We start from the raw sequence: 26,375 nt of genomic DNA on the forward strand, positions 1-26,375 counted from the left end.
TTTCGCGGGCGAAAAGGAGGGGCGATCATGGCTCTGGAAGATGCGAAAATCCAAGTGGATCAGGCTTTTACGCGGGCAGAGGCGCGTGGCCTGAGCTTCGAGAACACCTTCGGCGGGGCCACCAGCTTTCTGCGGCGGCGCTATACGAAGGACCTCGCGGGCGCGCAGATCGCCGTGACCGGCGTCCCCTTCGATCAGGCGGTGACGAACCGCCCCGGTACGCGCTTCGGGCCGCGGGCGATCCGCGAAGCCTCGACGCTGCAGGCGTTCGACGCGCCCTATGGCTGGGGCTATGACCCGTTCTCAGAACTCGCCATCGTCGATTACGGTGACATGCCCTTCGACTATGCCAATGTGCCGGAGGTGCCGGGCCGGATCGAGGCGCATCTGGGCGCGATCTTCGGGGCGGGCGTCGTGCCGATCACGCTCGGCGGCGATCATTTCATTACCCTGCCGATCGTGCGCGCGGCCGCTGCCGCCCACGGGGAGATCGCGCTCGTTCAGTTCGACGCCCATTCCGACACCTGGGCCGATGACGATATGGACCGGATCGACCACGGCACGTTCCTCTACAAGGCGATCAAGTCGGGCGTTGTGAAGGCGGAGAACACCGTCTCGGTCGGTATCCGCACCGACAATCCCGATACGCTGGGCGTGACGATCGTGGATGCGCCTTCCGTGCATCGCGAGGGCGTCGAGGCCACGCTGGAACGCATCCGCGCGGTCGTGGGCGACAAGCCCTGTTACATCACCTTCGATATCGACGGGCTGGACCCGGCCTTCGCGCCGGGCACCGGCACGCCGGTCTGGGGCGGTCTGGCGAGCTGGCAGGCGGCAGAGCTGTTGCGCGGGCTCAAGGGCATCAACCTGATCGGCGGCGATGTCGTCGAGGTCTCTCCGCCCTACGATCCGACCGGCGTGACGGCCATCGCGGGCGCCCATGTCGCGACCGAGCTGATCGCGCTGGCCGGTTGGGGGCTGCGGGAGAGCGCGGCATGAACCGGGCCGTGACGATCCTCGCGCTCGGGCTGGCCGCGGTGGCCGTGGCCGATGGCTGGGTGCGCTTCGCCCCGATTGATCCCGCGCGCTACAAGGTCGAGGGCTTGGCAAAAGCGCCCGGCGATCACCCCGAGACGGGCGGGTTTCAGGCGGCCCGCGAGGTCTCCGATCCGCTGGTGCAAATGGCCGCGCTCGACAAGATCATCCGCGCCACCGCGCGCACGAAGCAGGTGGCCGGCAGCGTCGACGAGGGGCATGTGGCCTATGTCACCCGCTCCGCCTTCTTCGGCTTTCCCGACGTCACCACGCTTTGGGTCGAGGGCAACTCGCTGCAAATCCGCGGCCATCTCGTCTACGGCAAATCCGACCTCGGCGTGAACAAGGCCCGGATCATGGGCTGGCTCGACGAGGCGGGGCTGTAGCGGGTCTGTTCCGAGGCGCGCTTGCCGGGCCACAGCGATCAACTCTGACGGCGCGCTCCCTTGCGAAGAGAGGGGGCGAAGCCTAAGTGAGGCTCCATGCAGCCGGAGCCAGCATGACCATCATGTACCGTTATTTCTCCTGGGCCATCGCCGTCACCGTTGCGGGGCTGGTCGGGTCGTTCGCGCTGGGATTTGCCCAGACCGGCGGGCTGGGCGGCGCGGTCTCTTTCCTGATGATCACGGCGGTGCTTGCCGTACTGGAAATCTCGCTGAGCTTCGACAACGCCATCGTCAACGCCAACAAGCTGCACCAGATGACGCCGAAATGGCAGCGTCGCTTCCTGACTTGGGGCATCCTGATCGCGGTCTTCGGGATGCGTATCCTGTTCCCGCTGCTGATCGTCGTGATCGCCGCCGGGATCGGACCGTGGGAAGCGGTGCAACTGGCCGCGAAACATCCGGCGGAATATGCCGAGATCATCGAGGACGCACATCTGTCGATCGCGGGCTTCGGCGGGGCCTTCCTGATGATGGTCGCGCTTACCTATTTCATCGACGAGGGCAAAGAGGTCGACTGGATCCGAGCACTCGAACGCCGGTTGCGCGCGCTCGCCTCGATCCGCGGGCTCGAGATCGGCCTCGTGCTGATCGTCATTCTGGCCTTCACCTGGATCCTGCCGGAAGGGCGCGAAGACGAGTTCATGTTCGCCTCCATCTGCGGGCTTGCGACCTTCCTCGGTGTCGAAGTGCTCAGCCACGTGCTCGACCGGACGAATATCGCCGCCGAGACGGCCAAGGCGGGCCTCGGCGCGTTCCTCTATCTCGAAGTGCTCGACGCGTCCTTCAGCTTCGACGGGGTGATCGGGGCCTTCGCCCTGACTCAGAACCTGTTCCTGATCGCGATCGGTCTGGGGATCGGCGCGATGTATGTGCGCTCGATGACGCTGATGCTGGTGGAGCGCAACACGCTGAGTGAATTCCGCTATCTCGAGAACGGCGCCTTCTGGTCGATCCTGATCCTTTCCGTCGTCATGTTCGCGCAGACGCTGGTGGAAGTGCCCGAAGTGATTACCGGGCTGATCGGGGCGGGGCTGATCGGGCTAGCGCTCCTGTCCTCGATCCGGTTCAACCGGCGCAGCAGAGCCGCCGTCGAGAGTTGAAATTTTCTTGACAGACTGCGGCGCGCGCGGCACAGCAGGGGCACTTCGGTTCCGCCTTGGCGGATGAAAAGGGAACCCGGTGCGATGCGTGCATTCATTCCGGGGCTGCCCCCGCAACTGTGAGCGGCGAGTGACGGCTGACTGAGCCACTGGGGCGACCCGGGAAGGCCAGCCGAAACCAAGACCCGCGAGCCAGGAGACCTGCCGAGGCGCTCATCCTTTCTGCCTGTGCGGGGCGCGCAGCGGAGGCGGTCTTCCGTCAGTGGTGACATTCTCACCGTCGGCGGAAATTCCAAAAATTTCCAAAGACTTACGATGCGAAGTTCACGCGACCGCAGAGTCGCGATACGAGGGAATTGGATATGATCCGCACCCGTTTGACCATGGGCCTGATGCTCACCACCGCGCTGGCAGCCCCTGCGCTTGCGCAAGACAGCCAACCTTACCAACTCGATGAGATCGTGATCTATCACGGCGCGCTCGAGCCGCAATCGTCGGACAAGACCGCGCAGGCGGTCACCGTGCTGTCGCGCAACGAGCTGGAGCGTTCGGGCCAGACCCGCCTTGCCAATCTGATCGCGCAATCGCCGGGCGTCGGCATCCTGTCGCGCGGTCCGATGGGCGCGCAGACCGGCTTCACCATTCGCGGCGTGTCGCAGAACTACGTGAAGGTTATGGTGGACGGGATCGACGTCTCCGATCCGTCCGCGCCGCAGGTGCTGCCCGATCTGGGCCGGTTCAACACGTTCAACTACGACCGGGTCGAGATCATGCGCGGCTCGCAATCGGCGGTCTATGGCGGGCAGGCGGTCGCCGGTGTCATCAACCTCGACACGCCGCGCCCGACCGAGGATGGCGTGAGCCAGAGCGTCAAGTTTGAGCTCGGCTCCTACCACACCGCGAATGCGGCCTATAACTTCGGCTGGAAGAAGGGTGACGACGAGCTCGCGATCCAGCTTTCGAAAGTCTACACCGCAGGCTTCTCGGCCGCCGACAAGAAGAACGGCAATACCGAGAAAGACGGCTACCGCGCCGATCGCGTGAGCCTGCGTGCGCAGAAGCGTATCTCCGACAATCTGCTGATCGGCTTCAACGGGTTTGCGCAGAACGATCGGGGCGAGTTCGATAACGGCTTCAGCTCGCCGCCCACGGACAGCAACGAATACACCGTCCACAAGGAGCGGGGCGGGCGTCTCTTCGCGAAATTCGCGACAGGTCCGCTCGATCACGAGCTCGGTCTGACCTATTACACGACCTCGCGCTGGTATCCGGTCTATGACTATGGCTACGAGGGCAAGCGCCGCAAACTCGACTGGAAAGCCTCGACCGATCTCGGGCCGGGTCGCGTGACCTTCGGCGCCGATCGCACGCTGGAAACCTATACCGGCACCTATGTCACGGGCGATGTTCTGACCGCCGATACGGGCGTCTTCGGCGAATATGCCTTCTCGCCGATGGACGGGGTGAACGTGACCGCCTCGGCGCGCCATGACGATCACTCGGATTTCGGCGGCAACACCACGGGCCGTCTCGGCGTCACCTGGCAGGCCGATGCCGCGACCCTCTTGCGTGCCTCGGTGGGCAACGGGTTCCGCGCGCCGTCGGGCTACGAGCTCTATGACGGCTATGCGGGCAATCCCGATCTCAAGCCCGAGAAATCGCTGAGCTACGATCTGGGCGTCGAGCGTGATTTCGGCGCGCATAAGCTGACCGCGACGCTGTTCCACATCGAGGTGGACGACCTGATCGACTACAGCAACACGACCTACAGCTATTATCAGACCTCGGGCACCGCCAAGCGGCAGGGTCTGGAACTGGGTCTGAAAGGGCCGATCTCCAGCACGGTCAGCTACAGCCTCGGCTATACCTATCTGGACTCGAAGAACCCCGATGGCCTCTCTGCCGGCTCGACGTGGAACTCGGCTTTCGGGCGGCATACGCTGACCGCCGGGATCGACGCGCAGGTGACTGACAAGCTCACGCTCGCCGCCGATATGCGCGTGGTCACCGATCGTCAGAGCCAGCCCGATTACGGCCTGCTGAACGCGCAGATGACCTACGATCTGGGCAATGACAAAGAGGCCTATCTGCGCATCGAGAACCTGACCGACACCGATTACCAGCTCTGGCCGGGCTACGGCACTTCGGGTCGCGCCGCCTATGTGGGGCTGCGTGCGCGGTTCTGATCTGAAAGGGGCGGTTTGCGCCGCCCTTTTCGCCGCCTTGGCGGCGACCTCCTCTGCATGGGCGGAGGAGCCTGCGCGGGTCGTGTCCATGAACCTCTGCACGGATCAGTTGGCGCTGGCGCTGGCCGATCCGTCGCAGGTCGTCTCGGTCAGCCATTTCGCCACCGATCCGTCGATGTCTGTGCATTGGAAACAGGCTGAAGACCTGCCTGTAAACTACGGACGCGCCGAGGAAATTTCTATTCTGCATCCCGATCTCGTTCTGGCCGACACCTGGTCGAACCCGGACACGATCCGCATGTTGCGCACGCTCGGAATCCGGGTCGAGCAACTGCCGCCCGGCACCTCGCTGTCCGAAATTCGGGGCCGGATCGAGACGGTGGGCAAGCTGCTTGGCCATCCTGACCGCGCGGCGAAGATGCTCGCGGATTTCGATGCGCGGCTGGCGGCGATCAAAACGCCCGCGCCGGGGCTGAAAGCTGCGATCATCGGGCCCTCGGGCTATGGCTACGGGCCGCGGACCCTTGAAGGGCAAATCCTTGAAATGGCAGGGTTTCAGAATGTCGTCAGCGGGCCGGGGCTGGACTGGGGCGGCCGGTTGCCGCTGGAAGATCTGGTGATGGATCGCCCCGATCTGGTGGTCGTTGGCGGCTCGCAAGGCGGCACCGGCACGAGCCGCGCGCAGGAGGTGCTGGCGCACCCGGTGCTGCGCGATCTGCCGGTCGTGCGGGGGCTGCGCGATGCAAGCTGGACCTGTGGCGCGCCCGCGATGCTGAATGCGGTGGAGACGCTGGCAAAGCTCGGGCGTGAAATCGAGAAAGAGAAGTTGACGCAATGAGTTATCGCACGATCCTCATCCTTCTCTCCATCCTCTGCGCGGTGCTATTCGCAGCCTCACTGCTGATCGGGCCATCGGGGATTTCGCCGCTTGATGGCGTCTCTGCGCTGATCTCGGGCGATGGCGCGGCGGGCCTTGTGATGCGCGAGCTGCGCCTGCCGCGCGCGATCCTCGGGATCGGTGTCGGCGCCGCGCTGGGGCTGTCGGGCGCCGCGATGCAGGGCTTCTTGCGTAATCCGCTGGCCGAACCGGGGCTGATCGGCACCTCGGCTGGCGCCGCGCTTGGCGCGGTGATTGCGATCCAGACCGGGCTCTACGCGCTCTTCGCGCTGGCCCTGCCGCTGGCGGCGCTGGCGGGCGCGGGTGTGGCCGTCGCACTGATCCTGATCCTTGCGGGGCGCGAGGGCCGGGCGCTGGTGCTGATCCTTGCAGGCATCGCCGTCTCGGCGCTGGCGGCGGCGGCGACCGCGCTGGTGCTGAACCTCGCGCCTTCGCCCTATGCCGCGGCCGAGATCGTGTTCTGGATGATGGGCTCGCTCGCCGATCGTTCGATGACCCATGTCGCGCTGGCGCTGCCGTTCCTGATCGTCGGCGCGCTGATCCTGCTGCGCGCGGGCGCGGGGCTGGATGCGCTGAGCCTTGGGGAAGATGCTGCAGCTTCGATGGGTATCTCCTTGAAAAGGCTACGGCTTCAGATTGTCTTCGGCACGGCGCTGATGGTCGGTGCGGCCACGGCTGTCGCGGGCGCGATCGGCTTCGTCGGCCTCGTCGTGCCGCATCTGTTGCGCAAATCCGTGGGCGCGCGGCCCTCGCGGCTGCTTCCGGCTTCGGCGCTTGGCGGGGCGGCGATGCTGACGCTGGCCGATATTGCGACGCGGGTGATCGCGCCCGAGCGTGACCTGAAGTTGGGCGTGCTGACCGCGCTGGTCGGCGCGCCGTTCTTCCTGTCGATGATCCGAAAAATGGGGCGCGAGGGCTGATGCTGGAGCTGGAAAACCTTACCGTTCTGCGTGGCGAATGTCCGGTGGTCGATCGCGTCTCGGCGCAGGTCGGGCCGGGCGAGGTGATCGGTCTGATCGGGCCCAATGGTGCGGGCAAGACCTCGCTGCTGCGCGGGGCGATGGGGCTTTTGGCGCATCGCGGGGACAGTTCGCTATCGGCGCTCGACCCGATGGCGCGGGCGCGGGCGGCGGCGTGGCTGCCGCAGGCGCGCGAGATTGCCTGGGGGCTGTCGGTAGCCGATCTCGTCGCGCTGGGGCGGCTGCCGCATGGGCGCGATCAGGCGACGCGCGGGGCGGCTGCAGTGGAGGAAGCGCTGCGCCGGATGGGGCTCGACAACTACCGCGACCGCGCCGCCACGCAGCTCTCTGGCGGCGAGCAGGCGCGGGTGCTGATCGCGCGGGCGCTCGCGCAGGAAAGCCCGCTGATCCTTGCGGACGAGCCGATCGCAGGCCTCGATCCGGCGGCGCAGATTGCGACGATGCAGGTCTTCACCGCCCATGCGCAGGCGGGCGGGGCGGTGGTCACTTCGCTGCATGATCTTGGGCTGGCCGCGCGCCATTGCACCCGGCTTTGGGTGATGGATCGCGGGCGGCTGGTCGCGGACGGTGCGCCCGGCGAGGTGCTGACCGAGACGCTTCTTGCGCAGGTCTTCCACATCCGCGCGCACTTCAAGAACACGCCGGAAGGCCCCGTTTTTCAACCGCTTTCCACCTTGGGGGTCTGATGGCATTTCCGCCCGAGCGCATCGTCTGCCTGACCGAGGAGACGGTCGAGACGCTCTACCTTCTGGGTGAGGACGCGCGCATCGTCGGCGTGTCGGGCTACGCGGTGCGGCCCAAACGGGTGCGTCAGGAGAAGCCGCGCGTCTCGGCCTTCATCTCCGCCGATCTGCCGAAGATCCTCGCGCTGGAGCCGGACCTCGTTCTGACCTTCTCGGACCTTCAGGCCGATATCGTCGCGGGGCTGGTGCGCGAGGGCGTCGCCGTTCACGCGTTCAACCAACGCTCGGTCGCAGGCATCCTCGACATGATCTGCACGGTCGGCGCGCTGGTGGGCTGCACCGAGCGGGCGGAGCTGCTCGCCGCGGGTTACGAGACGCGTCTGGCGGAGATCGCCGCCAAGCCGCGCCCGAGCCGTCCGCGCGTCTGGTTCGAGGAATGGGATGAGCCGCTGATCTCTGCCGTGGGCTGGGTGTCGGAGCTGATCGAGATCGCGGGCGGGCGCGATGTCTTCGCCGATCTGGCGAGAGAGGGCAAAGCCAAGCATCGCATCGTCACTCCCGAACAAGTGATCGACGCCGCGCCCGAGGTCATCGTGGGGTCGTGGTGCGGCAAGAAGTTCCGGCCCGAGAAAGTTTCCGCAAGGCCAGGCTGGCAGGACGTTCCGGCTGTTGCGCGAAACCGGATTCACGAGGTCAAATCCACCCTGATCCTGCAGCCCGGGCCTGCAGCGCTAACGGACGGGCTCGACGCGCTGGAGGCCGCGATCTGGTCCGATCCGGGGTTGCGGGCGTAATAGTTCTTAGACATAGAGCCCTCGCGCGCTAGAGTGTCCGCGCAGGAACAGAGGCTACTTACCCCGCGGGAGGGGGCATGTTCACGCGTTTTATACGGTTTTCACCACTCGTCTTGTCAGCTCTGCTGACGCTCGCCGCAGTTTCCGGTTTGATCCTTACCGATTGGTTTCTGGTCGTCGCGATCCTTTTCGGTTTCCTGACGCTTGTCGGGATCCACGATCTGATCCAGACCAAGCACGCGATCACCCGAAACTATCCGATCCTCGGCCATCTGCGGTTCTTCTTCGAAGAGATCCGCCCCGAAATCCGCCAATACCTGATCGAGGGGGACGATGAGGACATTCCGTTTTCCCGCGCGACGCGCACGATCGTCTATCAGCGCGCCAAGGATATCGAGGATGCCAAGCCCTTCGGCACCCGTATCCGCGTCTCGGAATCCGGCTATCAGTGGATCACCCATTCGGTGAAGCCGCGTCATATCGAGGACAGCGACTTCCGCGTCGAGATCGGCGGCGAGGCGTGCAAGCAGCCCTACAAGGCGTCGATCTACAATATCTCGGCCATGTCCTTCGGGGCGCTGTCGGCCAATGCGATCATGGCGCTCAACAAGGGCGCGAAGATGGGCGGGTTTGCGCATGACACGGGCGAGGGCGGGATTTCGCGCTATCACCGTGAGGGCGGCGATCTGATCTACGAGGTCGGCTCGGGCTATTTCGGTTGCCGCAATCACGATGGCAGCTTCAACCCCGAGAAATTCGCCAAGCGTGCGCAGGATCCTCAGGTCAAGATGATCGAGCTGAAGCTGAGCCAAGGCGCGAAGCCGGGCCATGGCGGGATGCTGCCTGCGGCCAAGATCACCCCCGAGATCGCCGAGGCGCGCGACATTCCGATGGATCGCGACTGCATCTCGCCCGCCTCGCATTCGGCCTTCTCGACCCCGCTGGAGATGATGGAATTCATCGGCCAGCTGCGCGAGTTGTCGGGCGGCAAGCCGGTGGGCTTCAAGCTTTGTGTCGGTCACCGCCGCGAATTCATGTGCATCGTCAAGGCGATGCTGGAGACCGGCATCACCCCCGATTTCATCGTGGTCGACGGCAAGGAGGGCGGCACCGGGGCCGCACCTCTGGAATTCGCCAATCACATGGGCTTTCCGCTCGTCGAAGGTCTCAGCTTCGTGCATAACACGCTGCGCGGGGCGGGCTTGCGCGATCAAGTGAAGATCGGCGCCTCGGGCAAGGTCGTCACCGCCTTCCATATCGCCAAGGTTCTGGCAATCGGGGCGGATTGGGCGAACTCGGCGCGCGGCTTCATGTTCTCGATCGGTTGCATTCAGGCGCAGTCGTGCCACACGAATAAATGCCCGACCGGGGTGACCACGCAGGACCCGATCCGTCAGCGCGCTCTCGTCGTGCCGGAAAAGTCGACCCGCGTGGCCAATTTCCACCGCAACACCATGAAGGCGCTGGCCGAGATGACGGGGGCTGCGGGCCTCACCCATCCGGGGCAGTTCCTGCCGCATCACCTGCTGGTGCGCGACCGCGAGCGCGATTTCAAAGTGGGCGACGAGATCTACCACTACATGCCCGAAGGGTTCCTCCTGCGCGAGGATGACGACCGCTTCGGCTATCTCAAGCGCTGGAAACGCGCCCGCGCCGAGGCGTTCGAGCCCTTCGACAGCGGCGTGTGAGATCGGATTTCACGGTATCTTGGGAGAGGCGGCGACGGAGGTTGCCGCCTTTCTTTTTGGCGGCGTCTCTTGCTTGCGATGAGGGGAGTGCCCGAGGCGTCAGAACGCGTGTGAAACCGTGCCTGCGCCCGGGCGGCCAGCCCGGGCCGCGCCCGACCCTCCCCCCGGGAGGGCGCATTTGCACCGGCGCCGCGCGAACGCAGGTTGGGGAGAGGTGGATCGATAAACGGAAATCCACCTAGGGAGCGCATGCGCCCACCCAGAGTCGGGCGCAGCCCTCACCGCCCTGCCACGAGCTTTGCCACGACTTGTTCCGCCGGTCCTTCGAAGGGACCATGCGTGAAGGCGGCGGCGGTGCGGCCTGTCTCGGGGCAGTGATAGACGGCGTTGGAACTGAACGGCCCCGCGCCGGAATGGCCGAAGACGCGGGTGTCGCCCCAGTCGCCGCACATCAGCCCCAGCCCGTAACCATGCCGCGTCCAAGGGCGGTCGGGCAGCGCGCCTCCCAATTCGCGGCAGGCGGTCATGTGGGCGAATGCGGCTTTGGGCAGCAGCCCGCCCAGCCCGTGCAACAGCCGTGCGGCATCGCTCGCCGTGCCGATTAGCGTGCGGTGATAGACCCAGCCGGGGTCGTAGTCGCGCGCCTCAGGCCAGTGAAGCGCCGCGAAATCAGCGGGCGTTTGGGCGAGCCGGACACTATCCAGCCCCAGCGGCCCTGCGATCCGCTCTTGCACCAGTTCCGCGAGACTCGGGCCTGCGGCGCCTTCGATCACCTCACGGGCGAGCATGTAGCCGAGGTTGGAATAGCGCCACCCTTCGCCGGGCGGAAATGGCGCGGGCAGCGCGAGCGTCCGGGCCACGAGCAGATCGCGCGACCACGGCGTGCGTCCCGCCGCGACATCCGCGTGATAGGCGGGCAGGGTGCCGTAATCGGGCAGGCCTGCGCTGTGCTCCAGAAGCTGCGCCAGCGTACCCCCCGCGCGCAGCTCCGGCAGATCGAGCGGCGCGTCCAGATCGAGCCGCTTCTCAGACTCGAGCATCAGCGCCAGCGCCGCGATCACGGGCTTGGTGAAGCTCCAATACGGAAAGAGCCGCGCCCCTGATTGGGCCGTTTGGCAGCGGCCGTCGCGGTCGATCGTCGCGGTGAAGGCGGTGGGGGATTGGGTCAAAGCTTTGTCTTTATATGATTTTTCAGATGGGGCGGGCAGGACGTTTTCCAATGGTATGTCATTTGCCGCATTGCGGCGCTGAAAAAAGTTGAAACGGCTTTGGCGTTTTGTATCATCACTTATGAATATGATCATGGGAGGAAGGGAGGCTTTCATGAGAGACGCACCCAAAGCATTTTGGTCACCGCTCGCCGCCGGCACCGCGCTCGGCCTGGCTCTGCTGTTGACCTTCGTCGTGACCGGGCATGGGCTCGGCGCATCCGGCTTCGTGACCCGCTTCGCGGCACAGGCCAATGACTGGGTCGCCCCGCAGGCGACCGCAGACAATTCCTATTTCGGGCCTTTCATGGCGGCGGGTAGCCCGCTTCTGAGCTGGATCACTTGGGAAGTGGTCGGCGTCCTGATCGGGGCGTGGCTCGGCGCGAAAGGCGCGGGCCGGATTTCGGTCAAGGTAGAGCGCGGCCCGCGCACCACGAGCGGCAATCGCCTCGTCTACGCGCTGCTGGGCGGCGCGCTGGTGGGCTTCGGCGCGCGTCTGGCGCGCGGCTGCACCTCGGGTCTGGGCCTGTCGGGCAGCGCGACGCTCGCCGTGGCGGGCTTCGTCTTCCTGATCGGCTTCTTCGCGGCGGGCTTCGCCGTCTCCATGATGATGCGGAGGATCTGGCAATGAGCATCCCTCTTTACGATAGCGGCATAGCCTCGGGCCTCCTGTCGGGCATTCTGTTCGGCTACGCGCTGGAGGCGGCGGGCTTCGGCTCTCCGCGCAAGCTGACGGGGCAGTTCACCCTGCGCGACTTTTCGGTCTTCAAGGTGATGTTCACCGCCGTGATCGTCTGCGCCGTGGGGCTTTACGTGCTGCGGACAATGGGCTGGATGGGCCCGGCTGCGGTCTTCATCCCGACGCTCTTCTTCTGGGCGATCCTGCTGGGCGGCGTCTTCATCGGCGCGGGCTTTGCTGTGGGCGGCTATTGCCCGGGCACGTCGGTGGTCGGTGTGGCCTCCGGCCGGATCGACGCGGTGGTCTTCGCGATCGGCATGGTGCTCGGCACCTCGGTCTTCGCCTGGGTCTTCGACCCGATCAAGGATTTCTACCTCGCTGGTCAGGGGCCGACGGCACAGACGCTGCCGCAGCTCTTCGGACTGCCGGAATGGGTGATCCTGCTGGCGCTGATCATCATCGCCGCCGTGGGCTTCCGCCTCGGCACGATCCTCGAGCGGTCGCGCGGCGGTCCGTTCACCGCCGAAGAGGTCTGCGCCCCGGATGACGAGGCCGACGAGTTCGCCCTGACGTCGGCATCGGCAGATGCGCGCGGGTAACGGTTTGTAATACGGACGAAATTCTAGGGAGGAAAAAGTCCATGAAACTGCATAAGAAACGCAAGAGCCTGCTGCGCGCCGCGATGGTGCCGGTGACTGCGGTCGCGATGAGCGCCGCCGTTCCCGCCACCTCCAGCGCGCAGGCGACCAACCCCTGCGCTCCGGCTGTGACGAATCCCTGTGCGCCGGCCAACCCCTGCGCACCGGCGGCCGCCAACCCTTGCGCACCGGCTGCGGCAAACCCCTGTGCGCCCTCGGCGGCCAAGGCCGCGGATGCGGGCAGCGAGGCGGCACCGATGGCGAACGGGCCCTATGACACCACCGTCAAGGCAACCCAGGCGCCCTATGGCGACAAGATGCCCCCGATCGTCGACAACTACCTGCGCGCGACGCCCTATGTCGGCACCGGTGGCTTCATCGACCCGACGGGCATTCCGATGCTCAAGATGCTCGGCTTCAAGACCGTCGTGAGCCTGCTCAAGCCCGACGAAGGCGCGCCGAACGAGGGCGATCTCGTGCAGAAGGCCGGGATGAATTACATCCAGATCTCCGTGCCGACCAAGGCGCCGACCGAGGAGCAGGTCGCGGAATTCGCGAAGATCGTCGAAGACCCGGCGAACTACCCGATCCTGCTGCATTGCGAGAGCTCGAACCGGGTGGGCGCGATGTGGGCGCTCTACCGCGCCTCGAAAGGCGTGCCGAACGAGATCGCCATCGAGGAAGGCCGTCAGGTCGGTCTGAAGACCTCGCGCGAACCGGCTGTGCGTGAAATGCTCGGCATGGAGCCGCTCTGAGCGCAGATGCCGCGATGACAAGGACGGGGTCAGCGCCTAGGCTGGCCCCGTTCGCATGAGGAGAGACCGATGACCCGACCCGAAACGCCCTCCGAGATGTCACCCGACAGCGCCAACCCGGCGACGCCCGCGCCCACGCTGCGCATCGTCAATCCGGGGATCGAGGGGCTGCCGCGTGCGCGCCTGGAGGAGATGCATGACGCGGCCGAGACCGTGCTCGAATGCGAGACGGTGCTGGCGAAGTCGGGGATGAGCGTGGTGTCGGAAGTGCTGCGCGGGCAGGGGGATTTCCTCGTCTGGTCGCGCTACCCGCAGGGCGATGTCTTCGATACCGAGACGCATTGCCACTATTTCTACCACGCCCATGATGCGCGCGAGATGGCCGAGGGCGAGAACGGGCATTTCCACCTGTTCATGCGCCCCGAAGGGATCATTCCGGGGCTGGAGCCGTGGAACCTGCCCGGTGCGAAGATCCCCGAGGACCGGGCGGCGCGCTTCGTCCATATCGGCGCGATCAGCGTGGATGCGAAGGGCCGGGCGATCCGCATTTTCACGACCAATCGCTGGGTGACGGATGAGTGCCTCTACCGCGCCGAGGACATGATCCGGCTGCTCGATCATTTCGCGATCGAACTGGCGCATCCGAACTGGGCGGTGAACCTGTGGCTGAGCGGAATGGTGACGCTCTACCGTCCGCAATTCGCGGCGCTCCTGCGCGCGCGGGATGCGCAGATCGAGGCATGGCTGGCGGATCATCCGGGCAGCGAGGTGCTGGAAGATCGCGGCTTGCAGAATATCAGTCAGTGGCCCGTCGATCCGGTCGCCCAGATCGGCGCGATCGAGGACAAGCTCGACCTCTGAGGCGCGGGGCTACACCGGCACGCTCGAGGGTGCGCAGTCATTGACCGAGAGGATCTCGGGCGCGCGGGTCTTCGCGTTCCACTCCACCTCCCAGGCGCGGCAGGGGCCGGATTTGTTCTTCAGCTGCCGCCAGCGCAGCCGGGGCGAGTCCACCCCCTCGCGCAGCAGCTTGTCGTAGACGGGCATCGCGTGCCAGCGCGTCTCCGCCGCGTTCGAGCCGCCATCGGGCAGGATCAGGCACAGCCCCGTGGCGCGGCCCTCCTTGGCGGCCAGTTGCAGCCGCCGTCCGGCCGTCAGCCCGATCTCGCGCGGCAATTCCCCGATCACCAGCGGCACCGAGCCGTCGCGCAACGCCTCTTCCATCACCGCGAGCGTGTCGGTCTGGTCCTTGCCGCGCGCCAGCAGAAGCCGCGCCGGGTCGAAGAAGCTCACCAGCCCGCGCGGGTTGAGCCCCTCGCGGCGATGGCGCTCGTTCACCCAGAGGATCGGCCCCGTGGTGCTGGCGCAGACCGCGCAGGCAAAGCTCGTGGTGCCGATGCCGCAGACCTCATGGGTGCGGCCTTCGCGCAGGGGGAACGGGTGGGGCGTGGTCATCGGAGCGGCAGCGGGTTGAGTGAAAACAAAACATGAACATTGTATGCAAGAGAAACCCGGCCTGCAAGGGATCGCAGGCCGGGCAAACAGAATGCCGAAAGCGGCGGGGCGTTACCTCAGGAACTCGAGCAGCGCGATGTTGAACTCTTCCGAATGGGTCACGTTGCAGCCATGCGGCGCGCCCTTGATCGTGAAGAACTGGCTGTCGGGGATCGCGTGGTAGGTTCGCGCACCGGAGCCTTCGAGCGGCACGATCGCGTCGCTGTCGCCGTGGATCACAAGAACCGGGACCCGCACCGCCTCCAGATCCTCGCGGAAATCGGTCGTGCCGAAAGCCTCCATGCAGCCAAGTGCTGCGCTCTGGTCGGACTGGTTGCACAGCGTCACCGCCTGTTCGCATTCCTCGGCAGAGGCTTTGAGTTTTCCGTCGACGCTGTAGAAATTCTCGACGAATTGCGGGAAGAACGCCTCGCGCCCGTCGCGCAGGCCCTGTTCCATCTCGCCTGCGGCTTCCTTGGTCAGCGGACCGTCGGGATTGTTATCGCTTTGCATCAGGCAAGGCGTCACGGCGGAGGCGAAAACAGCGGCGCGCAGACGGTCCTCGCCATGGTTGCGGATGTAGCGCGCGACCTCGCCGCCACCCATCGAGAAGCCCACCAGCGTCACGTCGCGCAAATCCATCGCGGTAAGGATCGCATCGAGATCGGCGGCAAGCGTGTCGTAATCGAAGCCTTCGGTGGGTTTTTCCGCGAGACCGAAGCCGCGACGGTCATAGGTGATGACGCGGTGACCGGCAGCGATCAGCGCCGGGACTTGTTTTTCCCACGCCTTGCCCGAGAGCGGCCAGCCGTGGATCAGGACCACGGGCCGACCCGAGCCGCCATGGTCGATTGCGTTGAGTTGGCCGGGGCCGAGCGGGGCTGCTGTCATGGGGGTCCTCCTGCGTCTTCAGCGTTTGAAGATCTCACCTGTTCACTGAAGTAACGCGGGCGACGCAGGCAAAGGTCCGAAATCTCATATATTTTTTGCATGTTTTCGCAGCTCGGCGGGAGGACGCCGAATTCCGTCGATCGCGGTGCCGTGCAACCCCCTCACATGCTTTGATCATTGCAATTAGGGCCCGTTCGCCTTATGTATTCTCTCGCTACGTTTGATTCCCAGATGCACTGTCTCCTTACGGCTTCAGTTTGCTTTCAAGAACTGACTACGCCGAGCTGACGCATTTCGCAGGCAGCATAATTTAATAGGAGACTCACGATGGCCGAAGGCACCGTGAAATGGTTCAATAGCACCAAGGGTTATGGCTTCATCGCACCGAACGATGGCGGCAAAGACATCTTCCTTCACATCTCCGCCGTTGAGCGCGCTGGCATCCAGCGTCTCGATGACGGTCAGAAAGTGACCTACGATCTGGAAACCGGCCGTGACGGCCGCCAGTCGGCAGGTAACATCGCGCTCGCGTAAGCTGAGCCCGTGTGACGGTTTGAGACGGCCCGCGCAATCGCGCGGGCCGTTTTCATTTGGACCTTACCAGACGTCCGGGTCGATACCCTTCGCGCTGAGTTCCGAGAACTTGTCCTGCAAGAAACGCTGGAACGGCTGATCGGCGTAAGCGCCGCTCGCCACGTATTCGAGCCCCGACAGATGGTGGAAGGGCTTGAAATAGCCCGGCATTCTGAAGGCTTCCGCCTCGCGCACGGATTGCGCGCCTGCATTCGCGGCCGGGATCAGCACCTGTGTCGGCGTGAAATTCACCGCCCATTTCTGCGCCAGAGCGCGCTCCTCCAGAGCCTCGCCGTCGAAATCGGTGACCTCGCGCGCGCCCCAGAGATCGAGCTGCACGACCATGTAGCTCTTCTCGATCAGCCCGGTGATCTCGGGCTTGGCGAAATTCACCAGATGCATCTCGCGGCAATAGGGGCAGCCGCGCTGTTCGAAGATCACCAGAAGCCCCTTGCCCTGATCGGCGGCCTCCTGAAGATCCTCTCCCAGATCGAGAAAGCCCTCGTGGAAGAAGGGCTGCTGATAGAGCCCGCCATCGCCCATCACCGCCTCGGCCTGCACGGGCCGCGCGCCTCCCAACGCGCCTCCCACTGTCATCGCCCCGACTGTCAGGGCCAACACCTCGCGTCTGTTCATCGCGTCGTCCTCCCTTGTGAGAGGTCAAGTATAGCACAGGCCGGGCGAATGGCGGGAATTACGCGCTGAGGGCCGCGCCCGACCTCGGGTGGGCGCTCGCGAGATGTGGGCGGATGCGTGTTATTTCTCAACCGCCCCGTCGGCCTGTTCTCGGGAATACGGTGAAGACGCCCCCTCGGGTAGGGAAGTCCTTGCTTGATCGAACGGAGTGCACCCTCGATAGTCTTGAGAAAGTCTATTAGTCGCAAATAAATTTGGTCTCTACCATGCAGGCAATACCCGCAGCGTTCCTACTTGGATTTCTTCTGTGCCCGGTGGTCGTCACCCATGCCCAGGCGCGGGAAATCGCTTTAGTAAACTCAGAGGATCTGCGCTGCTACGGCGTTGAGCGTGCAAGTCGATGGGGCGCGGAGTCGCTAACCGGACTCGCGTTTACGCTTGATAGTGGGAAGACTGTATATCGAGGCAAGCCGAGCTTTGCGCCGCTGCCTGATTTCTCTCCCGATGAGCAGGCGATCGTTGACGCGGTCGCGTCCGATTTCCGCGTTGGTGCCTTGGCCTATTATCGCGAATGGATGACGCCAATCGCGCAAAGTCGACCTCTCCCCGAAACACTTTCGCCCGAGGCGGCACGCTTTATTGAAGCATTTATTGGATGTCTCGACCGGAAGGTGGGCATATAAGGTTGCTCTCGTGGCTTGATGCCGGGGCGAGAGGCGGATCGCTTCCCCCGCAACGAAAAAGGCCCCGCGCTCGCGGGGCCTTCTCCAATCTCGTAACCGTCAGCCTCAGGCTTTGGCGAGGTTGCGCAGCACGTAGTGCAGCACGCCGCCGTTCTTGAGGTATTCGATCTCCACCGCGGTATCGATCCGGCTCTTGAGTTTGATCTCTTTGGTCGAGCCGTCCTTGTAGGTGATGGTGCAGGGCACGATCGACTGCGGCTTGATTTCGCCTTCCAGACCTTCGATCGAGACCTCTTCCTCACCGGTCAGGTTCAGATCCTTGCGGGTCTGGCCGTCGGTGAACTCGAAGGGGATCACGCCGAAGCCGACGAGGTTCGAGCGGTGGATACGCTCGAAGCTCTCCGCGATCACGGCCTTGACGCCGAGCAGGTTGGTGCCCTTCGCCGCCCAGTCGCGCGAGGAGCCTGCGCCGTATTGCTCGCCACCGAAGATCACCAGCGGCTTGCCGGCTTTCTCATAGGCCATCGCCGCGTCAAAGATCGAGGTCTGCTCGCCATCGGGGCCCTTGGTGTAGCCGCCTTCGACGCCGTCCAGCATCTCGTTCTTGATCCGGATGTTGGCGAAGGTGCCGCGCATCATGACTTCGTGGTTACCACGGCGCGAACCGTAGCTGTTGAAGTCCTTCGGTGCGACCTGACGCTCGACCAGGTATTTCCCGGCCGGGGTGTCGGGCTTGAACGAACCCGCCGGCGAGATGTGGTCGGTGGTCACGAAATCGCCTAGCACGGCGAGGATGCCCGCGCCCGAGATGTTCGAGATCGTGCCGGCTTCCGGCGACATGCCTTTGAAGTAGGGCGGGTTCTGGATGTAGGTCGACTGCGGCGGCCAGTCATAGGTTTCGCCGCCTTCGACTTCCACGCCTTGCCACTTCTCGTCGCCTTTGAAGACATCGGCGTATTTCTCGATGAACTTCTCGCGGGTGACGACCTTCTCGACGAGATCGGCGATCTCCTTGTCGGAGGGCCAGATGTCTTTCAGGTAGACGTCCTTGCCATCCGGCGTCTGAGCGATCGGATCGCTCGACAGATCGATGTTCATGTCGCCAGCCAGCGCGTAGGCCACCACGAGGGGCGGGGACGCGAGGTAGTTGGCGCGCACGTCGGGCGAGATCCGGCCTTCGAAGTTCCGGTTGCCCGAGAGCACCGAGGTCGCGATCAGGTCGTTGTCGTTGATCGCCTTCGAGATTTCCGGCTGGAGCGGACCCGAGTTACCGATACAGGTGGTGCAGCCGTAACCCACGAGGTTGAAGCCCACCGCGTCGAGATCTTCCTGGAGGCCGGCGGCTTCCAGATATTCCGACACGACCTGCGAGCCAGGCGCCAGCGACGTCTTCACCCAGGGCTTGCGGTTCAGGCCCAGTTCACGCGCCTTGCGCGCCACGAGACCCGCGCCGATCAGCACATAGGGGTTCGAGGTGTTGGTGCAGGACGTGATCGAGGCGATCACCACCGAACCGTCATGCAGTTCGTAATCCTCGCCCTCGACCTTGGCGGTCTTGCCGATGGTGACCGATTTGGTCGCGATCGGGCCTTCGGCGGCCATGTTCTTGGCTTCCGACGAGATGTCGATGCCGCGGTAATCGGCAACCACACCCTCGAACGCGTCGGCGGCGTTGGTCAGCGCAACGTAGTCCTGCGGACGCTTCGGACCCGAGATCGCCGGAACGATCGTGTTCATGTCCAGCTCGAGCGTCGAGGAGTAGACCGGCGCGTAATCCGCGTCGCGCCACATGCCGTTTTCCTTGGCATAGGCTTCGACCAGCGCGATGCGGTCCTTGTCGCGGCCCGTCTGCTCGAGATAGCGCAGGGTTTCCTCATCGACCGGGAAGAAGCCACAGGTCGCACCGTATTCGGGCGCCATGTTGGCGATGGTCGCGCGCTGCGCCAGCGGCAGGTTGTCGAGGCCGTCGCCGTAGAATTCGACGAACTTGCCGACCACGCCATGGGCGCGGAGCATTTCGACGACTTTCAGCACGAGGTCGGTGCCGGTGGTGCCTTCGACCATGGCGCCGGTGAGCTTGAAGCCCACGACTTCCGGGATCAGCATCGAGATCGGCTGGCCGAGCATGCCGGCTTCAGCTTCGATACCGCCCACGCCCCAGCCGAGAACGGCCGCGCCGTTGACCATGGTGGTGTGGCTGTCGGTTCCGACGAGCGTGTCGGGATAGGCGACTTCGGTGCCGTCCTGATCCTTGTCGGTCCAGACGGTCTGGGCGAGATATTCGAGGTTCACCTGGTGGCAGATGCCGGTACCCGGCGGAACCACGCGGAAGTTCTCGAACGCGGTCTGGCCCCATTTGAGGAACTTGTAGCGCTCGATGTTGCGCTCGTATTCGCGGTCGACGTTCATCTGGAACGCGCGCGGGTTGCCGAATTCGTCGATCATCACCGAGTGGTCGATCACGAGGTCGACGGGCACGAGCGGGTTGATCTTCTGTGCGTCGCCGCCAAGACCCTTGATGCCGTCACGCATTGCCGCGAGGTCGACCACGGCCGGAACGCCGGTGAAGTCCTGCATCAGCACGCGGGCGGGGCGGTAGGCGATCTCGCGCGGGTTCTTGCCGCCTTGCTCGGCCCATTCGCCGAAGGCTTTGATGTCGTCGGTCGAGATCGTGAAGCCGTTATCCTCGAACCGAAGAAGGTTCTCCAGAACCACCTTCAGCGAAGCGGGCAGCTTCGAGAAATCACCCAGGCCAGCCTCGGTGGCGGCGGGGATCGAGTAATAAGCATAGGTTTTCGAACCGACGCTGAGTTCGCGGCGGGTCTTTGCGGTATCCTTACCGGTAACGATGGGCATGAGAATGGCCTCCCTTCAAGGGTCCTAAGGGTGTCGCTGGCGTGTGTTTGCCCCAAGCGCGCGATCCGTTCAAGAGGGTCGGGGCATTTTTAGTATACCATTGCACACAAAAACACGCGACTGGAGCGACCCAGCGTCATCTTGAACCGCGCTTGGGCCGTATACGTTGGACATATATCGTTTCGCGCGCCCGGACAGAAAGAAATCTCTCAAAACATTGATTAGGCATGGTCTGAGCAGAAACGCTAGGTATAAAGACGGCGAAGTGAGGAGTGTTTTTCGAGTGCGCGCAGGACGTTTGACCGCGATGGGAGCTGCTTTCGCCGCAGGGCTGGTAAGCTTTGCGGAATTTGCGTCTGCCCAAGGGGCAGCCGACGCGCCGCCCGGGATGCGTCTCAACGCCTCCGAGGCGCTTCTCGACCAGATGGCCTCCGAGAAGTCCGACACCCCCGCGAAGCCGAACCCCGTGGCGCCCGATCCCGACACCGAAGGCGAGCACGACCCGGTCGTGGTCGAGCTTTATACCTCGCAGGGCTGCTCGTCCTGCCCGCCGGCGGATGCGCTCTTGAAGGAGCTCACGGATCGGGACGATGTGATCGCGCTGGCGCTGCATGTCGATTATTGGGATTATCTCGGCTGGAAGGATCCCTTTGGAAAGCCTGAGTTTTCCGCCCGGCAGAAATCCTATGCGATCGCCGCGGGCGAGCGCACGGTCTACACACCGCAGATGATCATCGCCGGCCGCGAGGCCCTGATCGGGCCGCAGGAAGCGGCGCTCGATACCGCCATCGCACGCGAGAGCGACGCCCATCCCGAGGTCGATCTGAAGATCACGGGGAAGGGCGATCATTACGAGATCGCGCTGAGCCCGGTCGATAAGCTGGAGACGCCCGCGATGGTGCAGCTCGTGCGCTACAAGCCCTCCGCCACGGTCGACATCCTGCGCGGCGAGAATGCCGGGCGCACGGTGACCTACAAGAACATCGTCACCAGCCTGACCGGCATCGCCGAATGGGACGGGCGCGCGCCTGTGACGCTCTCGGTCGATCTCGACGGGGACGCGCCCGCCGTGGTGATCGTTCAGGAATCCCGTCCGAGCAAGAACGGCCCGCTGCCTGGGCCGATCCTCGCCGCGGGTCAGCTGGACTGACCGGGGCGGATCGAGCTGCGCCGAGCCCGTCAGGGCAGGGCGCAACCGTCCCTTCGGAGCCCTGATTTTTCCTTGCATCCAGGCGCGCATCCCGTATAAGGCCGCATCTTCCGCGTTTGCTATGAACCGGCGGAGCCTCTCGTGTTGGGTTGCGGAAGTGTCAGACGCCCAACTTTGAAGCCGCCTCGAAATACAGGAGTTCGCATGCCGCTTTACGAGCATGTCCTCATCGCGCGTCAGGATCTGTCCAACGCGCAGGCCGAAGGCCTTGTCGAACATTTCTCCACGGTCCTGTCGGACAACGGCGGCAAAGTCGTCGATTCCGAATACTGGGGCGTGAAGACCATGGCCTACAAGATCAACAAGAACCGCAAGGGCCACTACGCCTACCTGCGCACCGACGCCCCGTCGGCAGCCGTGCAGGAAATGGAGCGTCTGGCCCGTCTGCATGACGACGTGATGCGCGTCCTGACCATCAAGGTCGACGAGCACGAAGAGGGCCCCTCGGTCCAGATGCAGAAACGTGACGAACGCGACAACCGTCGCGAGCGCCGTTGATCGGTAGACAGGAGTAGACACCATGGCAAAACCGTTTTTCCGCCGTCGTAAGGTCTGCCCGTTCTCGGGTGAGAACGCGCCGAAGATCGACTACAAGGACACCCGTCTTCTGCAGCGCTACATCTCTGAGCGCGGCAAGATCGTCCCCGCCCGCATCACCGCCGTTTCGGCGAAGAAGCAGCGTGAACTGGCCCGCGCGATCAAGCGCGCCCGTTTCCTCGCCCTGCTCCCCTACGCCGTGAAATAAGGAGACCGACCGATGGAAGTGATCCTTCTCGAACGCGTGGCCAAGCTCGGCCAGATGGGTGACGTCGTCACCGTCAAGGACGGCTTCGGCCGTAACTACCTGCTGCCGCAAGGCAAGGCACTGCGCGCCAACGAATCCAACATCAAGAGCTTCGAAGAGCGCAAAGCGCAGCTCGAGGCCCGCAACCTCGAAACCAAGAAAGAAGCCGAAGCTCTGGCGTCGAAGATCGACGGCGAGACCTTCGTCGTGATCCGTTCGGCTTCGGACGGCGGCAACCTCTACGGTTCGGTCACCACCCGCGACGCGGCGAACATCGCCTCCGAGCAAGGTTTCTCGGTCGACCGCAAGCAGGTCATCATCCGCCAGCCGATCAAGGTTCTCGGCCTGCATGACGTCGAAGTGCACCTGCACCCCGAAGTCGTCGCCGAGATCCAGCTTAACGTCGCACGTTCGCCCGAAGAGGCCGAACTGCAAGCGTCGGGCAAGTCGATCCAGGACGTGGCGGCTGAAGAAGAGGCTGCAGCCGAATTCGAGATCGCCGAACTGTTCGACGATATCGGCGGCGCGACCTCCGACGACGACGAGGGCGGCCCCGTTGCCACCCCCGAGTCGGCCGAAGACGAAAACAACGCCTGATCGGTCGCTTCGACCTTTCAGTCCTAAAGACAGAAAACCGCGCCTTTCGGGGCGCGGTTTTTTCATGCTTGCCTGTCAGGGTGGTTCTGCTGAAATATGTCTAATGACATAGTCGGGCCGCGACGTGCGGCGCAGACCCCGGAACCGCGTGCCGCAATCCGGCGTTGGCCCCTAAATGGCCCTCAGGGCTTTGAAAACAGGGGACATGCATGACGAAACGATCGGGGCAGGGCCCACGCGATGACGCATCGAGCCGACGCGACCGGCTCGTGCAGGCGGGGCTTCTGGGCTTCGGCGCCTATCTCATGTGGCGGCGCTATCAGGACGATCGGCAGGCCGCGATCCACGGGCCCACGGAAGGCCGCAGCGCCCGTCATGTCCCCGCGACCCGCACCGACCGCTATGACCGGCCCGCCGACCGCGCGCTGGGACGTCAGGCGGAAAGCCCGTTCGATATCCCCCGCGCAGGCTGGAAGGCCATCGCCAAGCGCGCTTACGGTCAGATCGACGAGGACCGCGTGCTGGCCGTCGCCGCGGGCGTGACCTTCTACGCGCTGCTCGCCCTGTTCCCGGCCCTGACCGCCACCGTCTCGATCTACGGCATTTTCGCGGATCGCCAGACCATGCTGCAGGACCTCGATGCGCTCAAGAACGTCATTCCGCCCGAGGCGCTGACGCTGATCCGAAACCAGTTGGAGCAGTTGATCGGGTCGAGTTCCAACGCGCTCGGCCTAGCCTCGATCTTCGGCGTCCTTCTGGCGCTCTGGTCGGCCAATGGGGGCGCGAAGGCGATGATCGGCGCGCTCAACGTGGCCTATGGCGAGAAAGAACGGCGCAGCTTCGTGCAGCTCAACGCTTTTGGGCTGGGCATGACGATCACCGGGATTGTCATGGTCTGCGCGCTGATCCTCGTAGCCGCCGTGCTGCCCGTGATGCTCGATTACATCCCGATGGGCGGGGCGCTGGATGCGGTGCTGCGCTGGGGGCGCTGGCCGGTGATGGCGCTGGTTCTGGTGGGGATGCTGATGCTGCTCTATCGCTACGCGCCCGCACGCAACGCGCCGCGTTGGATCTGGGTCGTGCCGGGGGCGATTGCGGCTTCCATCCTGCTGCTGATCGTCTCGGCGGGCTTCTCTTTCTACACCTCGAACTTCGCGAATTACTCGAGCACCTATGGCTCGATCGGCGCGGTGGTCGTGCTGATGATGTGGATCTGGCTCTCGACGACGGCGGTGCTTTTGGGGGCCGAAATCAATTCCGAGGCCGAGCATCAGACCGCGCAGGACAGCACCATCGGAGACCCGCGTCCCTTGGGCGCGCGCAACGCCGTGGTGGCCGATGCGGTCGCGCCTGCGCCCTCGCGCAAGCGCTGAGCGCGGCAGGGCGCGCGAAACGGGCCTCAAAATCGCCGTTTTTACAGGGAATCCTGTCCGGGCAAGCAACCCTGACGAGGCCCTGCCATGCGGCTGTTTTCGATCCTGCACTTCGCGCTGACCCACACGATCCTCGTGACGGGCGGGCTTCTGTACCTGCATGATCCCGAAGGCGCGCGCGACCGGCTCGCATCGGCGGGCGAGGTGCTGCGCACGGCGATCTACGACCGGGTCGCACCGGCCAATCCGGCGGCGGATCGCACGGCGTCCCTGCAGGTGGATCGTGCAGCCCAGAAGCTGCGCGAGGTGGCGACCGCGACCGATCTGCCCTCGCTGATCCCGAACGCGAAATTCCTGAAAGTACCGACCGCGGAGTGAGACGGGAAGAGAATGGCGGCGGGCGCGCCCCGCGCCACGTGCCATCCGCGAACGCAAAAGGCCGCCCCGAGAGGCGGCCTTCGCTATTACTGGGCGGAGTGCCCGAAGATCACAGCTCGTCGAGCTTCTCGATCTCTTTCTGCAGCTCTTCCTTGGTGACTTCCTTGTCGTCCACCTTGGCTTCGCCAGCGATGTAATCGACGACCTTGTCTTCGAAGAGCGGCGCGCGCAGCTGCTGCTGCATCTGCGGGTTCTGCTGCACGAATTCGAAGAAGGCGCGCTCCTGACCCGGGTACTGACGTGCCTGGTTCATGATCGCCTGGGTCATCTCGGCGTCGGAGACCTCGATCTCCTGCTTGCGACCGATTTCGGCGAGCAGCAGGCCAAGGCGCACGCGGCGCTCGGCGAGGGTGTTGTGCTCGTCGGTGGTCTCGATCTCGCCGTGGTCATGGCCGTGATCGTCCGGGTTCTCTTCGTGATAGAGCTGGTGCGCGATCTGCTTGGCCTCGGCTTCCACGAGCGAGGGGGGCAGGTCGAACTTCACCTGATCGTCGAGCTGGTCGAGCAGGCCACGCTTCATCACCTGACGCGCAGCGCCCTGGTATTCAGCTTCCAGACGCTCTGCGACCTGCGCTTTCAGCGCGGCGAGGTCTTCGGCGCCGAACTGCTTGGCCATCTCGTCGTCGATCTCGGCAGCCTTCGGCGCCTTCACTTCGTGGACCTTGCACTTGAACAGCGCTTCCTTGCCCGCAAGATGCTCCGCACCGTATTCGGTCGGGAAGGTCACGGTCACTTCGACGTCGTCACCGGCTTTCGCGCCGACGAGCTGCTCTTCGAAGCCCGGGATGAACGAGCCCGAACCGACTTCCAGCGGGTAGCCTTCGCCCTTGCCGCCTTCGAACGCTTCACCGTCGACGAAGCCTTCGAAGTCGATCACGACTTGATCGCCGTTCTCGGCCTTGCCTTCTTTGGTCTCGAAGTTCTTGGCGGTCGCGGCGAGGCTTTCCAGCGCTTCGTTCACTTCGCCCTCATTGGCCTTCACGACCAGACGCTCGAGCTTGACGCCCGACAGATCGACTTCCGGGATCTCCGGCAGCGCTTCGTACTCGACGGTCACGATCACGTCGTCACCCTCTTTCCAGTTCTCGCCGTCCTTCATCTCGATCTTCGGCTGCATCGCGGGGCGGTCGCCGGTCTTCTCGAAATGCTCGCTCATCGCGCCGTCGACCGATTCCTGCATCGCTTCGCCGAGGATGCGCGGGCCGAATTGCTTGCGCAGCATCGCCATCGGAACCTTACCCTTGCGGAAGCCCTTCATCTCGATCTCGGGCTGCGCTTCGGAAAGCTTCGCGGTGACCTTCTCGTCGAGTTCCTTGGCGGTGATGGTGATCTCGTAGCCGCGCTTGAGGCCGTCGTTCTGGGTCTCGGTGACCTGCATGGTTTGTCCTTTGTCTCTGGGCGCCGCGCGGATCGCGGCCGGTTCTCGAATTTCAGGCGTCCTTCTATTGAGCCTCAGCCATGGTGGCAAGGCGAAAAGGGGCTGCGGGGCGGCCTCCGGGCGGTGAAATACGCGCGCGGGCGGGCGCGTGCGAGGAGATGCCGGGAACACAGGATCGGGAGCGGGCAGGGCGGGCACTTACGCGGCGGCGGTAAGTGCAGGGCGCGGCTGCGGCGGATCGGGAGGAAAGTTGCAGCCGGGACGCACCACCCCACAATGGTCGCCCCGGCCGCGAATCCGGGATTGCGCCCAACGGGCGCGTTGTCGTGATCTCTCTCCGCTTCGGCGGATCCGCCCCCTTGTTTGCGGAGC

General features: G+C 64.5%; 27 protein-coding genes and 1 riboswitch. Of the genes, 21 read left to right on the forward strand and 6 right to left on the reverse strand.

Going from position 1 to position 26,375, the window contains the following annotated elements:
- Positions 1–27: 27 nt before the first annotated feature.
- From speB to BMI88_RS14700, 9 genes are all read left to right on the forward strand, one after another.
- On the forward strand, positions 28–999 hold the full coding sequence (speB, locus tag BMI88_RS14660) for an agmatinase (protein ID WP_078549962.1): 972 nt from the start codon (positions 28–30) through the stop codon (positions 997–999).
- On the forward strand, positions 996–1,421 hold the full coding sequence (locus BMI88_RS14665) for a DUF1499 domain-containing protein (RefSeq protein WP_078549964.1): 426 nt from the start codon (positions 996–998) through the stop codon (positions 1,419–1,421). Before speB ends, BMI88_RS14665 begins: the two co-directional genes overlap by 4 nt.
- A 113-nt stretch (positions 1,422–1,534) precedes the next feature.
- Complete coding sequence (locus tag BMI88_RS14670; protein WP_078549966.1) at positions 1,535–2,581, forward strand: DUF475 domain-containing protein; 1,047 nt, start codon at positions 1,535–1,537, stop codon at positions 2,579–2,581.
- Between the two features lie 29 nt (positions 2,582–2,610).
- Positions 2,611–2,805, forward strand: a riboswitch (cobalamin riboswitch).
- A gap of 138 nt (positions 2,806–2,943) precedes the next feature.
- Positions 2,944–4,767: a TonB-dependent receptor gene (locus BMI88_RS14675; RefSeq protein ID WP_078549968.1), complete on the forward strand. Its 1,824-nt coding sequence runs from the start codon at positions 2,944–2,946 to the stop codon at positions 4,765–4,767.
- A gap of 88 nt (positions 4,768–4,855) precedes the next feature.
- Entirely contained in the window at positions 4,856–5,605 is a 750-nt protein-coding gene (locus BMI88_RS14680) for an ABC transporter substrate-binding protein (protein ID WP_246831895.1), read from the forward strand.
- On the forward strand, positions 5,602–6,585 hold the full coding sequence (locus BMI88_RS14685; protein ID WP_078549971.1) for an iron ABC transporter permease: 984 nt from the start codon (positions 5,602–5,604) through the stop codon (positions 6,583–6,585). The genes BMI88_RS14680 and BMI88_RS14685 overlap by 4 nt, the downstream gene beginning before the upstream one ends.
- Positions 6,585–7,331: an ABC transporter ATP-binding protein gene (locus tag BMI88_RS14690; protein WP_078549973.1), complete on the forward strand. Its 747-nt coding sequence runs from the start codon at positions 6,585–6,587 to the stop codon at positions 7,329–7,331. The genes BMI88_RS14685 and BMI88_RS14690 overlap by 1 nt, the downstream gene beginning before the upstream one ends.
- Positions 7,331–8,122: a cobalamin-binding protein gene (locus BMI88_RS14695; protein WP_078549975.1), complete on the forward strand. Its 792-nt coding sequence runs from the start codon at positions 7,331–7,333 to the stop codon at positions 8,120–8,122. Before BMI88_RS14690 ends, BMI88_RS14695 begins: the two co-directional genes overlap by 1 nt.
- A gap of 77 nt (positions 8,123–8,199) precedes the next feature.
- On the forward strand, positions 8,200–9,810 hold the full coding sequence (locus BMI88_RS14700) for an FMN-binding glutamate synthase family protein (protein WP_078549977.1): 1,611 nt from the start codon (positions 8,200–8,202) through the stop codon (positions 9,808–9,810).
- Between the two features lie 278 nt (positions 9,811–10,088).
- Here BMI88_RS14700 and BMI88_RS14705 read toward each other — a convergent pair whose 3' ends face one another.
- A complete protein-coding gene (locus tag BMI88_RS14705) occupies positions 10,089–10,979 on the reverse strand; it encodes a serine hydrolase domain-containing protein (protein ID WP_246831896.1) in 891 nt (296 codons plus the stop codon).
- 154 nt (positions 10,980–11,133) lie between these two features.
- Between BMI88_RS14705 and BMI88_RS14710 the strand changes: the two genes are divergently transcribed.
- The 4 genes from BMI88_RS14710 to BMI88_RS14725 all read left to right on the forward strand — a co-directional run bounded on the left by BMI88_RS14710 (position 11,134) and on the right by BMI88_RS14725 (position 13,951).
- On the forward strand, positions 11,134–11,649 hold the full coding sequence (locus BMI88_RS14710; protein WP_078540566.1) for a YeeE/YedE thiosulfate transporter family protein: 516 nt from the start codon (positions 11,134–11,136) through the stop codon (positions 11,647–11,649).
- Positions 11,646–12,296 carry a DUF6691 family protein gene (locus BMI88_RS14715; RefSeq protein ID WP_078540567.1) on the forward strand — a complete coding sequence of 217 codons (651 nt, stop codon included), beginning with the start codon at positions 11,646–11,648 and terminating at the stop codon, positions 12,294–12,296. Before BMI88_RS14710 ends, BMI88_RS14715 begins: the two co-directional genes overlap by 4 nt.
- Positions 12,297–12,337: 41 nt before the next feature.
- Complete coding sequence (locus tag BMI88_RS14720; RefSeq protein ID WP_078549981.1) at positions 12,338–13,090, forward strand: protein tyrosine phosphatase family protein; 753 nt, start codon at positions 12,338–12,340, stop codon at positions 13,088–13,090.
- A 69-nt stretch (positions 13,091–13,159) separates the two neighbouring features.
- Positions 13,160–13,951 carry a hypothetical protein gene (locus BMI88_RS14725; protein ID WP_078549983.1) on the forward strand — a complete coding sequence of 264 codons (792 nt, stop codon included), beginning with the start codon at positions 13,160–13,162 and terminating at the stop codon, positions 13,949–13,951.
- 9 nt (positions 13,952–13,960) lie between these two features.
- Here BMI88_RS14725 and BMI88_RS14730 read toward each other — a convergent pair whose 3' ends face one another.
- Positions 13,961–14,545, reverse strand: a complete 585-nt coding sequence (locus BMI88_RS14730) for a hypothetical protein (protein ID WP_078549985.1) — start codon at positions 14,543–14,545, stop codon at positions 13,961–13,963.
- A 111-nt stretch (positions 14,546–14,656) separates the two neighbouring features.
- A complete protein-coding gene (locus tag BMI88_RS14735) occupies positions 14,657–15,475 on the reverse strand; it encodes an alpha/beta hydrolase (protein WP_078549987.1) in 819 nt (272 codons plus the stop codon).
- Positions 15,476–15,802: 327 nt separating this feature from the next.
- Between BMI88_RS14735 and BMI88_RS14740 the strand changes: the two genes are divergently transcribed.
- Entirely contained in the window at positions 15,803–16,009 is a 207-nt protein-coding gene (locus BMI88_RS14740) for a cold-shock protein (protein WP_078520927.1), read from the forward strand.
- Between the two features lie 63 nt (positions 16,010–16,072).
- Here the strand turns inward: BMI88_RS14740 and BMI88_RS14745 are convergent, their stop codons facing one another.
- On the reverse strand, positions 16,073–16,684 hold the full coding sequence (locus BMI88_RS14745; RefSeq protein WP_078549989.1) for a thioredoxin family protein: 612 nt from the start codon (positions 16,682–16,684) through the stop codon (positions 16,073–16,075).
- A 266-nt stretch (positions 16,685–16,950) separates the two neighbouring features.
- Between BMI88_RS14745 and BMI88_RS19640 the strand changes: the two genes are divergently transcribed.
- Complete coding sequence (locus BMI88_RS19640; RefSeq protein ID WP_146673596.1) at positions 16,951–17,367, forward strand: hypothetical protein; 417 nt, start codon at positions 16,951–16,953, stop codon at positions 17,365–17,367.
- A 105-nt stretch (positions 17,368–17,472) separates the two neighbouring features.
- Here the strand turns inward: BMI88_RS19640 and acnA are convergent, their stop codons facing one another.
- Positions 17,473–20,223 (reverse strand): aconitate hydratase AcnA, encoded by a 2,751-nt coding sequence (gene acnA / locus BMI88_RS14750; protein ID WP_078549991.1) that lies wholly within the window; start codon positions 20,221–20,223, stop codon positions 17,473–17,475.
- A 307-nt stretch (positions 20,224–20,530) separates the two neighbouring features.
- Between acnA and BMI88_RS14755 the strand changes: the two genes are divergently transcribed.
- The 6 genes from BMI88_RS14755 to BMI88_RS14780 all read left to right on the forward strand — a co-directional run bounded on the left by BMI88_RS14755 (position 20,531) and on the right by BMI88_RS14780 (position 24,565).
- On the forward strand, positions 20,531–21,373 hold the full coding sequence (locus BMI88_RS14755; RefSeq protein WP_232621609.1) for a DUF1223 domain-containing protein: 843 nt from the start codon (positions 20,531–20,533) through the stop codon (positions 21,371–21,373).
- Positions 21,374–21,577: 204 nt separating this feature from the next.
- Entirely contained in the window at positions 21,578–21,931 is a 354-nt protein-coding gene (gene rpsF, locus BMI88_RS14760) for a 30S ribosomal protein S6 (RefSeq protein WP_078520924.1), read from the forward strand.
- Positions 21,932–21,953: 22 nt separating this feature from the next.
- The gene (rpsR, locus tag BMI88_RS14765) at positions 21,954–22,178 is read left to right on the forward strand and encodes a 30S ribosomal protein S18 (protein ID WP_038073027.1); all 225 of its coding nucleotides are present in this window, start codon (positions 21,954–21,956) and stop codon (positions 22,176–22,178) included.
- Between the two features lie 12 nt (positions 22,179–22,190).
- Positions 22,191–22,814: a 50S ribosomal protein L9 gene (gene rplI, locus BMI88_RS14770; RefSeq protein ID WP_078520923.1), complete on the forward strand. Its 624-nt coding sequence runs from the start codon at positions 22,191–22,193 to the stop codon at positions 22,812–22,814.
- 209 nt (positions 22,815–23,023) lie between these two features.
- Positions 23,024–24,187 (forward strand): YihY/virulence factor BrkB family protein, encoded by a 1,164-nt coding sequence (locus tag BMI88_RS14775; protein ID WP_078549993.1) that lies wholly within the window; start codon positions 23,024–23,026, stop codon positions 24,185–24,187.
- Positions 24,188–24,274: 87 nt separating this feature from the next.
- Positions 24,275–24,565 (forward strand): hypothetical protein, encoded by a 291-nt coding sequence (locus tag BMI88_RS14780; RefSeq protein WP_078549995.1) that lies wholly within the window; start codon positions 24,275–24,277, stop codon positions 24,563–24,565.
- Positions 24,566–24,674: 109 nt separating this feature from the next.
- Here the strand turns inward: BMI88_RS14780 and tig are convergent, their stop codons facing one another.
- Positions 24,675–26,003: a trigger factor gene (tig, locus tag BMI88_RS14785; RefSeq protein ID WP_078549997.1), complete on the reverse strand. Its 1,329-nt coding sequence runs from the start codon at positions 26,001–26,003 to the stop codon at positions 24,675–24,677.
- Between the last annotated feature and the right edge of the window lie 372 nt (positions 26,004–26,375).

The sequence above is a fragment of the Thioclava sp. F36-6 genome (assembly GCF_002020305.1).
GTDB lineage: Bacteria > Pseudomonadota > Alphaproteobacteria > Rhodobacterales > Rhodobacteraceae > Thioclava > Thioclava sediminum.

What these genes read in the sequence shown, in the direction of transcription:
- speB (WP_078549962.1), top strand. Translation starts at nt 28, where the DNA reads ATGGCTCTGGAAGATGCGAAAATCCAAGTGGATCAGGCTTTTACGCGG.
- BMI88_RS14665 (WP_078549964.1), top strand. Translation starts at nt 996, where the DNA reads ATGAACCGGGCCGTGACGATCCTCGCGCTCGGGCTGGCCGCGGTGGCC.
- BMI88_RS14670 (WP_078549966.1), top strand. Translation starts at nt 1,535, where the DNA reads ATGACCATCATGTACCGTTATTTCTCCTGGGCCATCGCCGTCACCGTT.
- BMI88_RS14675 (WP_078549968.1), top strand. Translation starts at nt 2,944, where the DNA reads ATGATCCGCACCCGTTTGACCATGGGCCTGATGCTCACCACCGCGCTG.
- BMI88_RS14680 (WP_246831895.1), top strand. Translation starts at nt 4,856, where the DNA reads ATGAACCTCTGCACGGATCAGTTGGCGCTGGCGCTGGCCGATCCGTCG.
- BMI88_RS14685 (WP_078549971.1), top strand. Translation starts at nt 5,602, where the DNA reads ATGAGTTATCGCACGATCCTCATCCTTCTCTCCATCCTCTGCGCGGTG.
- BMI88_RS14690 (WP_078549973.1), top strand. Translation starts at nt 6,585, where the DNA reads ATGCTGGAGCTGGAAAACCTTACCGTTCTGCGTGGCGAATGTCCGGTG.
- BMI88_RS14695 (WP_078549975.1), top strand. Translation starts at nt 7,331, where the DNA reads ATGGCATTTCCGCCCGAGCGCATCGTCTGCCTGACCGAGGAGACGGTC.
- BMI88_RS14700 (WP_078549977.1), top strand. Translation starts at nt 8,200, where the DNA reads ATGTTCACGCGTTTTATACGGTTTTCACCACTCGTCTTGTCAGCTCTG.
- BMI88_RS14710 (WP_078540566.1), top strand. Translation starts at nt 11,134, where the DNA reads ATGAGAGACGCACCCAAAGCATTTTGGTCACCGCTCGCCGCCGGCACC.
- BMI88_RS14715 (WP_078540567.1), top strand. Translation starts at nt 11,646, where the DNA reads ATGAGCATCCCTCTTTACGATAGCGGCATAGCCTCGGGCCTCCTGTCG.
- BMI88_RS14720 (WP_078549981.1), top strand. Translation starts at nt 12,338, where the DNA reads ATGAAACTGCATAAGAAACGCAAGAGCCTGCTGCGCGCCGCGATGGTG.
- BMI88_RS14725 (WP_078549983.1), top strand. Translation starts at nt 13,160, where the DNA reads ATGACCCGACCCGAAACGCCCTCCGAGATGTCACCCGACAGCGCCAAC.
- BMI88_RS14730 (WP_078549985.1), bottom strand. Translation starts at nt 14,545, where the DNA reads ATGACCACGCCCCACCCGTTCCCCCTGCGCGAAGGCCGCACCCATGAG.
- BMI88_RS14735 (WP_078549987.1), bottom strand. Translation starts at nt 15,475, where the DNA reads ATGACAGCAGCCCCGCTCGGCCCCGGCCAACTCAACGCAATCGACCAT.
- BMI88_RS14740 (WP_078520927.1), top strand. Translation starts at nt 15,803, where the DNA reads ATGGCCGAAGGCACCGTGAAATGGTTCAATAGCACCAAGGGTTATGGC.
- BMI88_RS14745 (WP_078549989.1), bottom strand. Translation starts at nt 16,684, where the DNA reads ATGAACAGACGCGAGGTGTTGGCCCTGACAGTCGGGGCGATGACAGTG.
- BMI88_RS19640 (WP_146673596.1), top strand. Translation starts at nt 16,951, where the DNA reads ATGCAGGCAATACCCGCAGCGTTCCTACTTGGATTTCTTCTGTGCCCG.
- acnA (WP_078549991.1), bottom strand. Translation starts at nt 20,223, where the DNA reads ATGCCCATCGTTACCGGTAAGGATACCGCAAAGACCCGCCGCGAACTC.
- BMI88_RS14755 (WP_232621609.1), top strand. Translation starts at nt 20,531, where the DNA reads ATGGGAGCTGCTTTCGCCGCAGGGCTGGTAAGCTTTGCGGAATTTGCG.
- rpsF (WP_078520924.1), top strand. Translation starts at nt 21,578, where the DNA reads ATGCCGCTTTACGAGCATGTCCTCATCGCGCGTCAGGATCTGTCCAAC.
- rpsR (WP_038073027.1), top strand. Translation starts at nt 21,954, where the DNA reads ATGGCAAAACCGTTTTTCCGCCGTCGTAAGGTCTGCCCGTTCTCGGGT.
- rplI (WP_078520923.1), top strand. Translation starts at nt 22,191, where the DNA reads ATGGAAGTGATCCTTCTCGAACGCGTGGCCAAGCTCGGCCAGATGGGT.
- BMI88_RS14775 (WP_078549993.1), top strand. Translation starts at nt 23,024, where the DNA reads ATGACGAAACGATCGGGGCAGGGCCCACGCGATGACGCATCGAGCCGA.
- BMI88_RS14780 (WP_078549995.1), top strand. Translation starts at nt 24,275, where the DNA reads ATGCGGCTGTTTTCGATCCTGCACTTCGCGCTGACCCACACGATCCTC.
- tig (WP_078549997.1), bottom strand. Translation starts at nt 26,003, where the DNA reads ATGCAGGTCACCGAGACCCAGAACGACGGCCTCAAGCGCGGCTACGAG.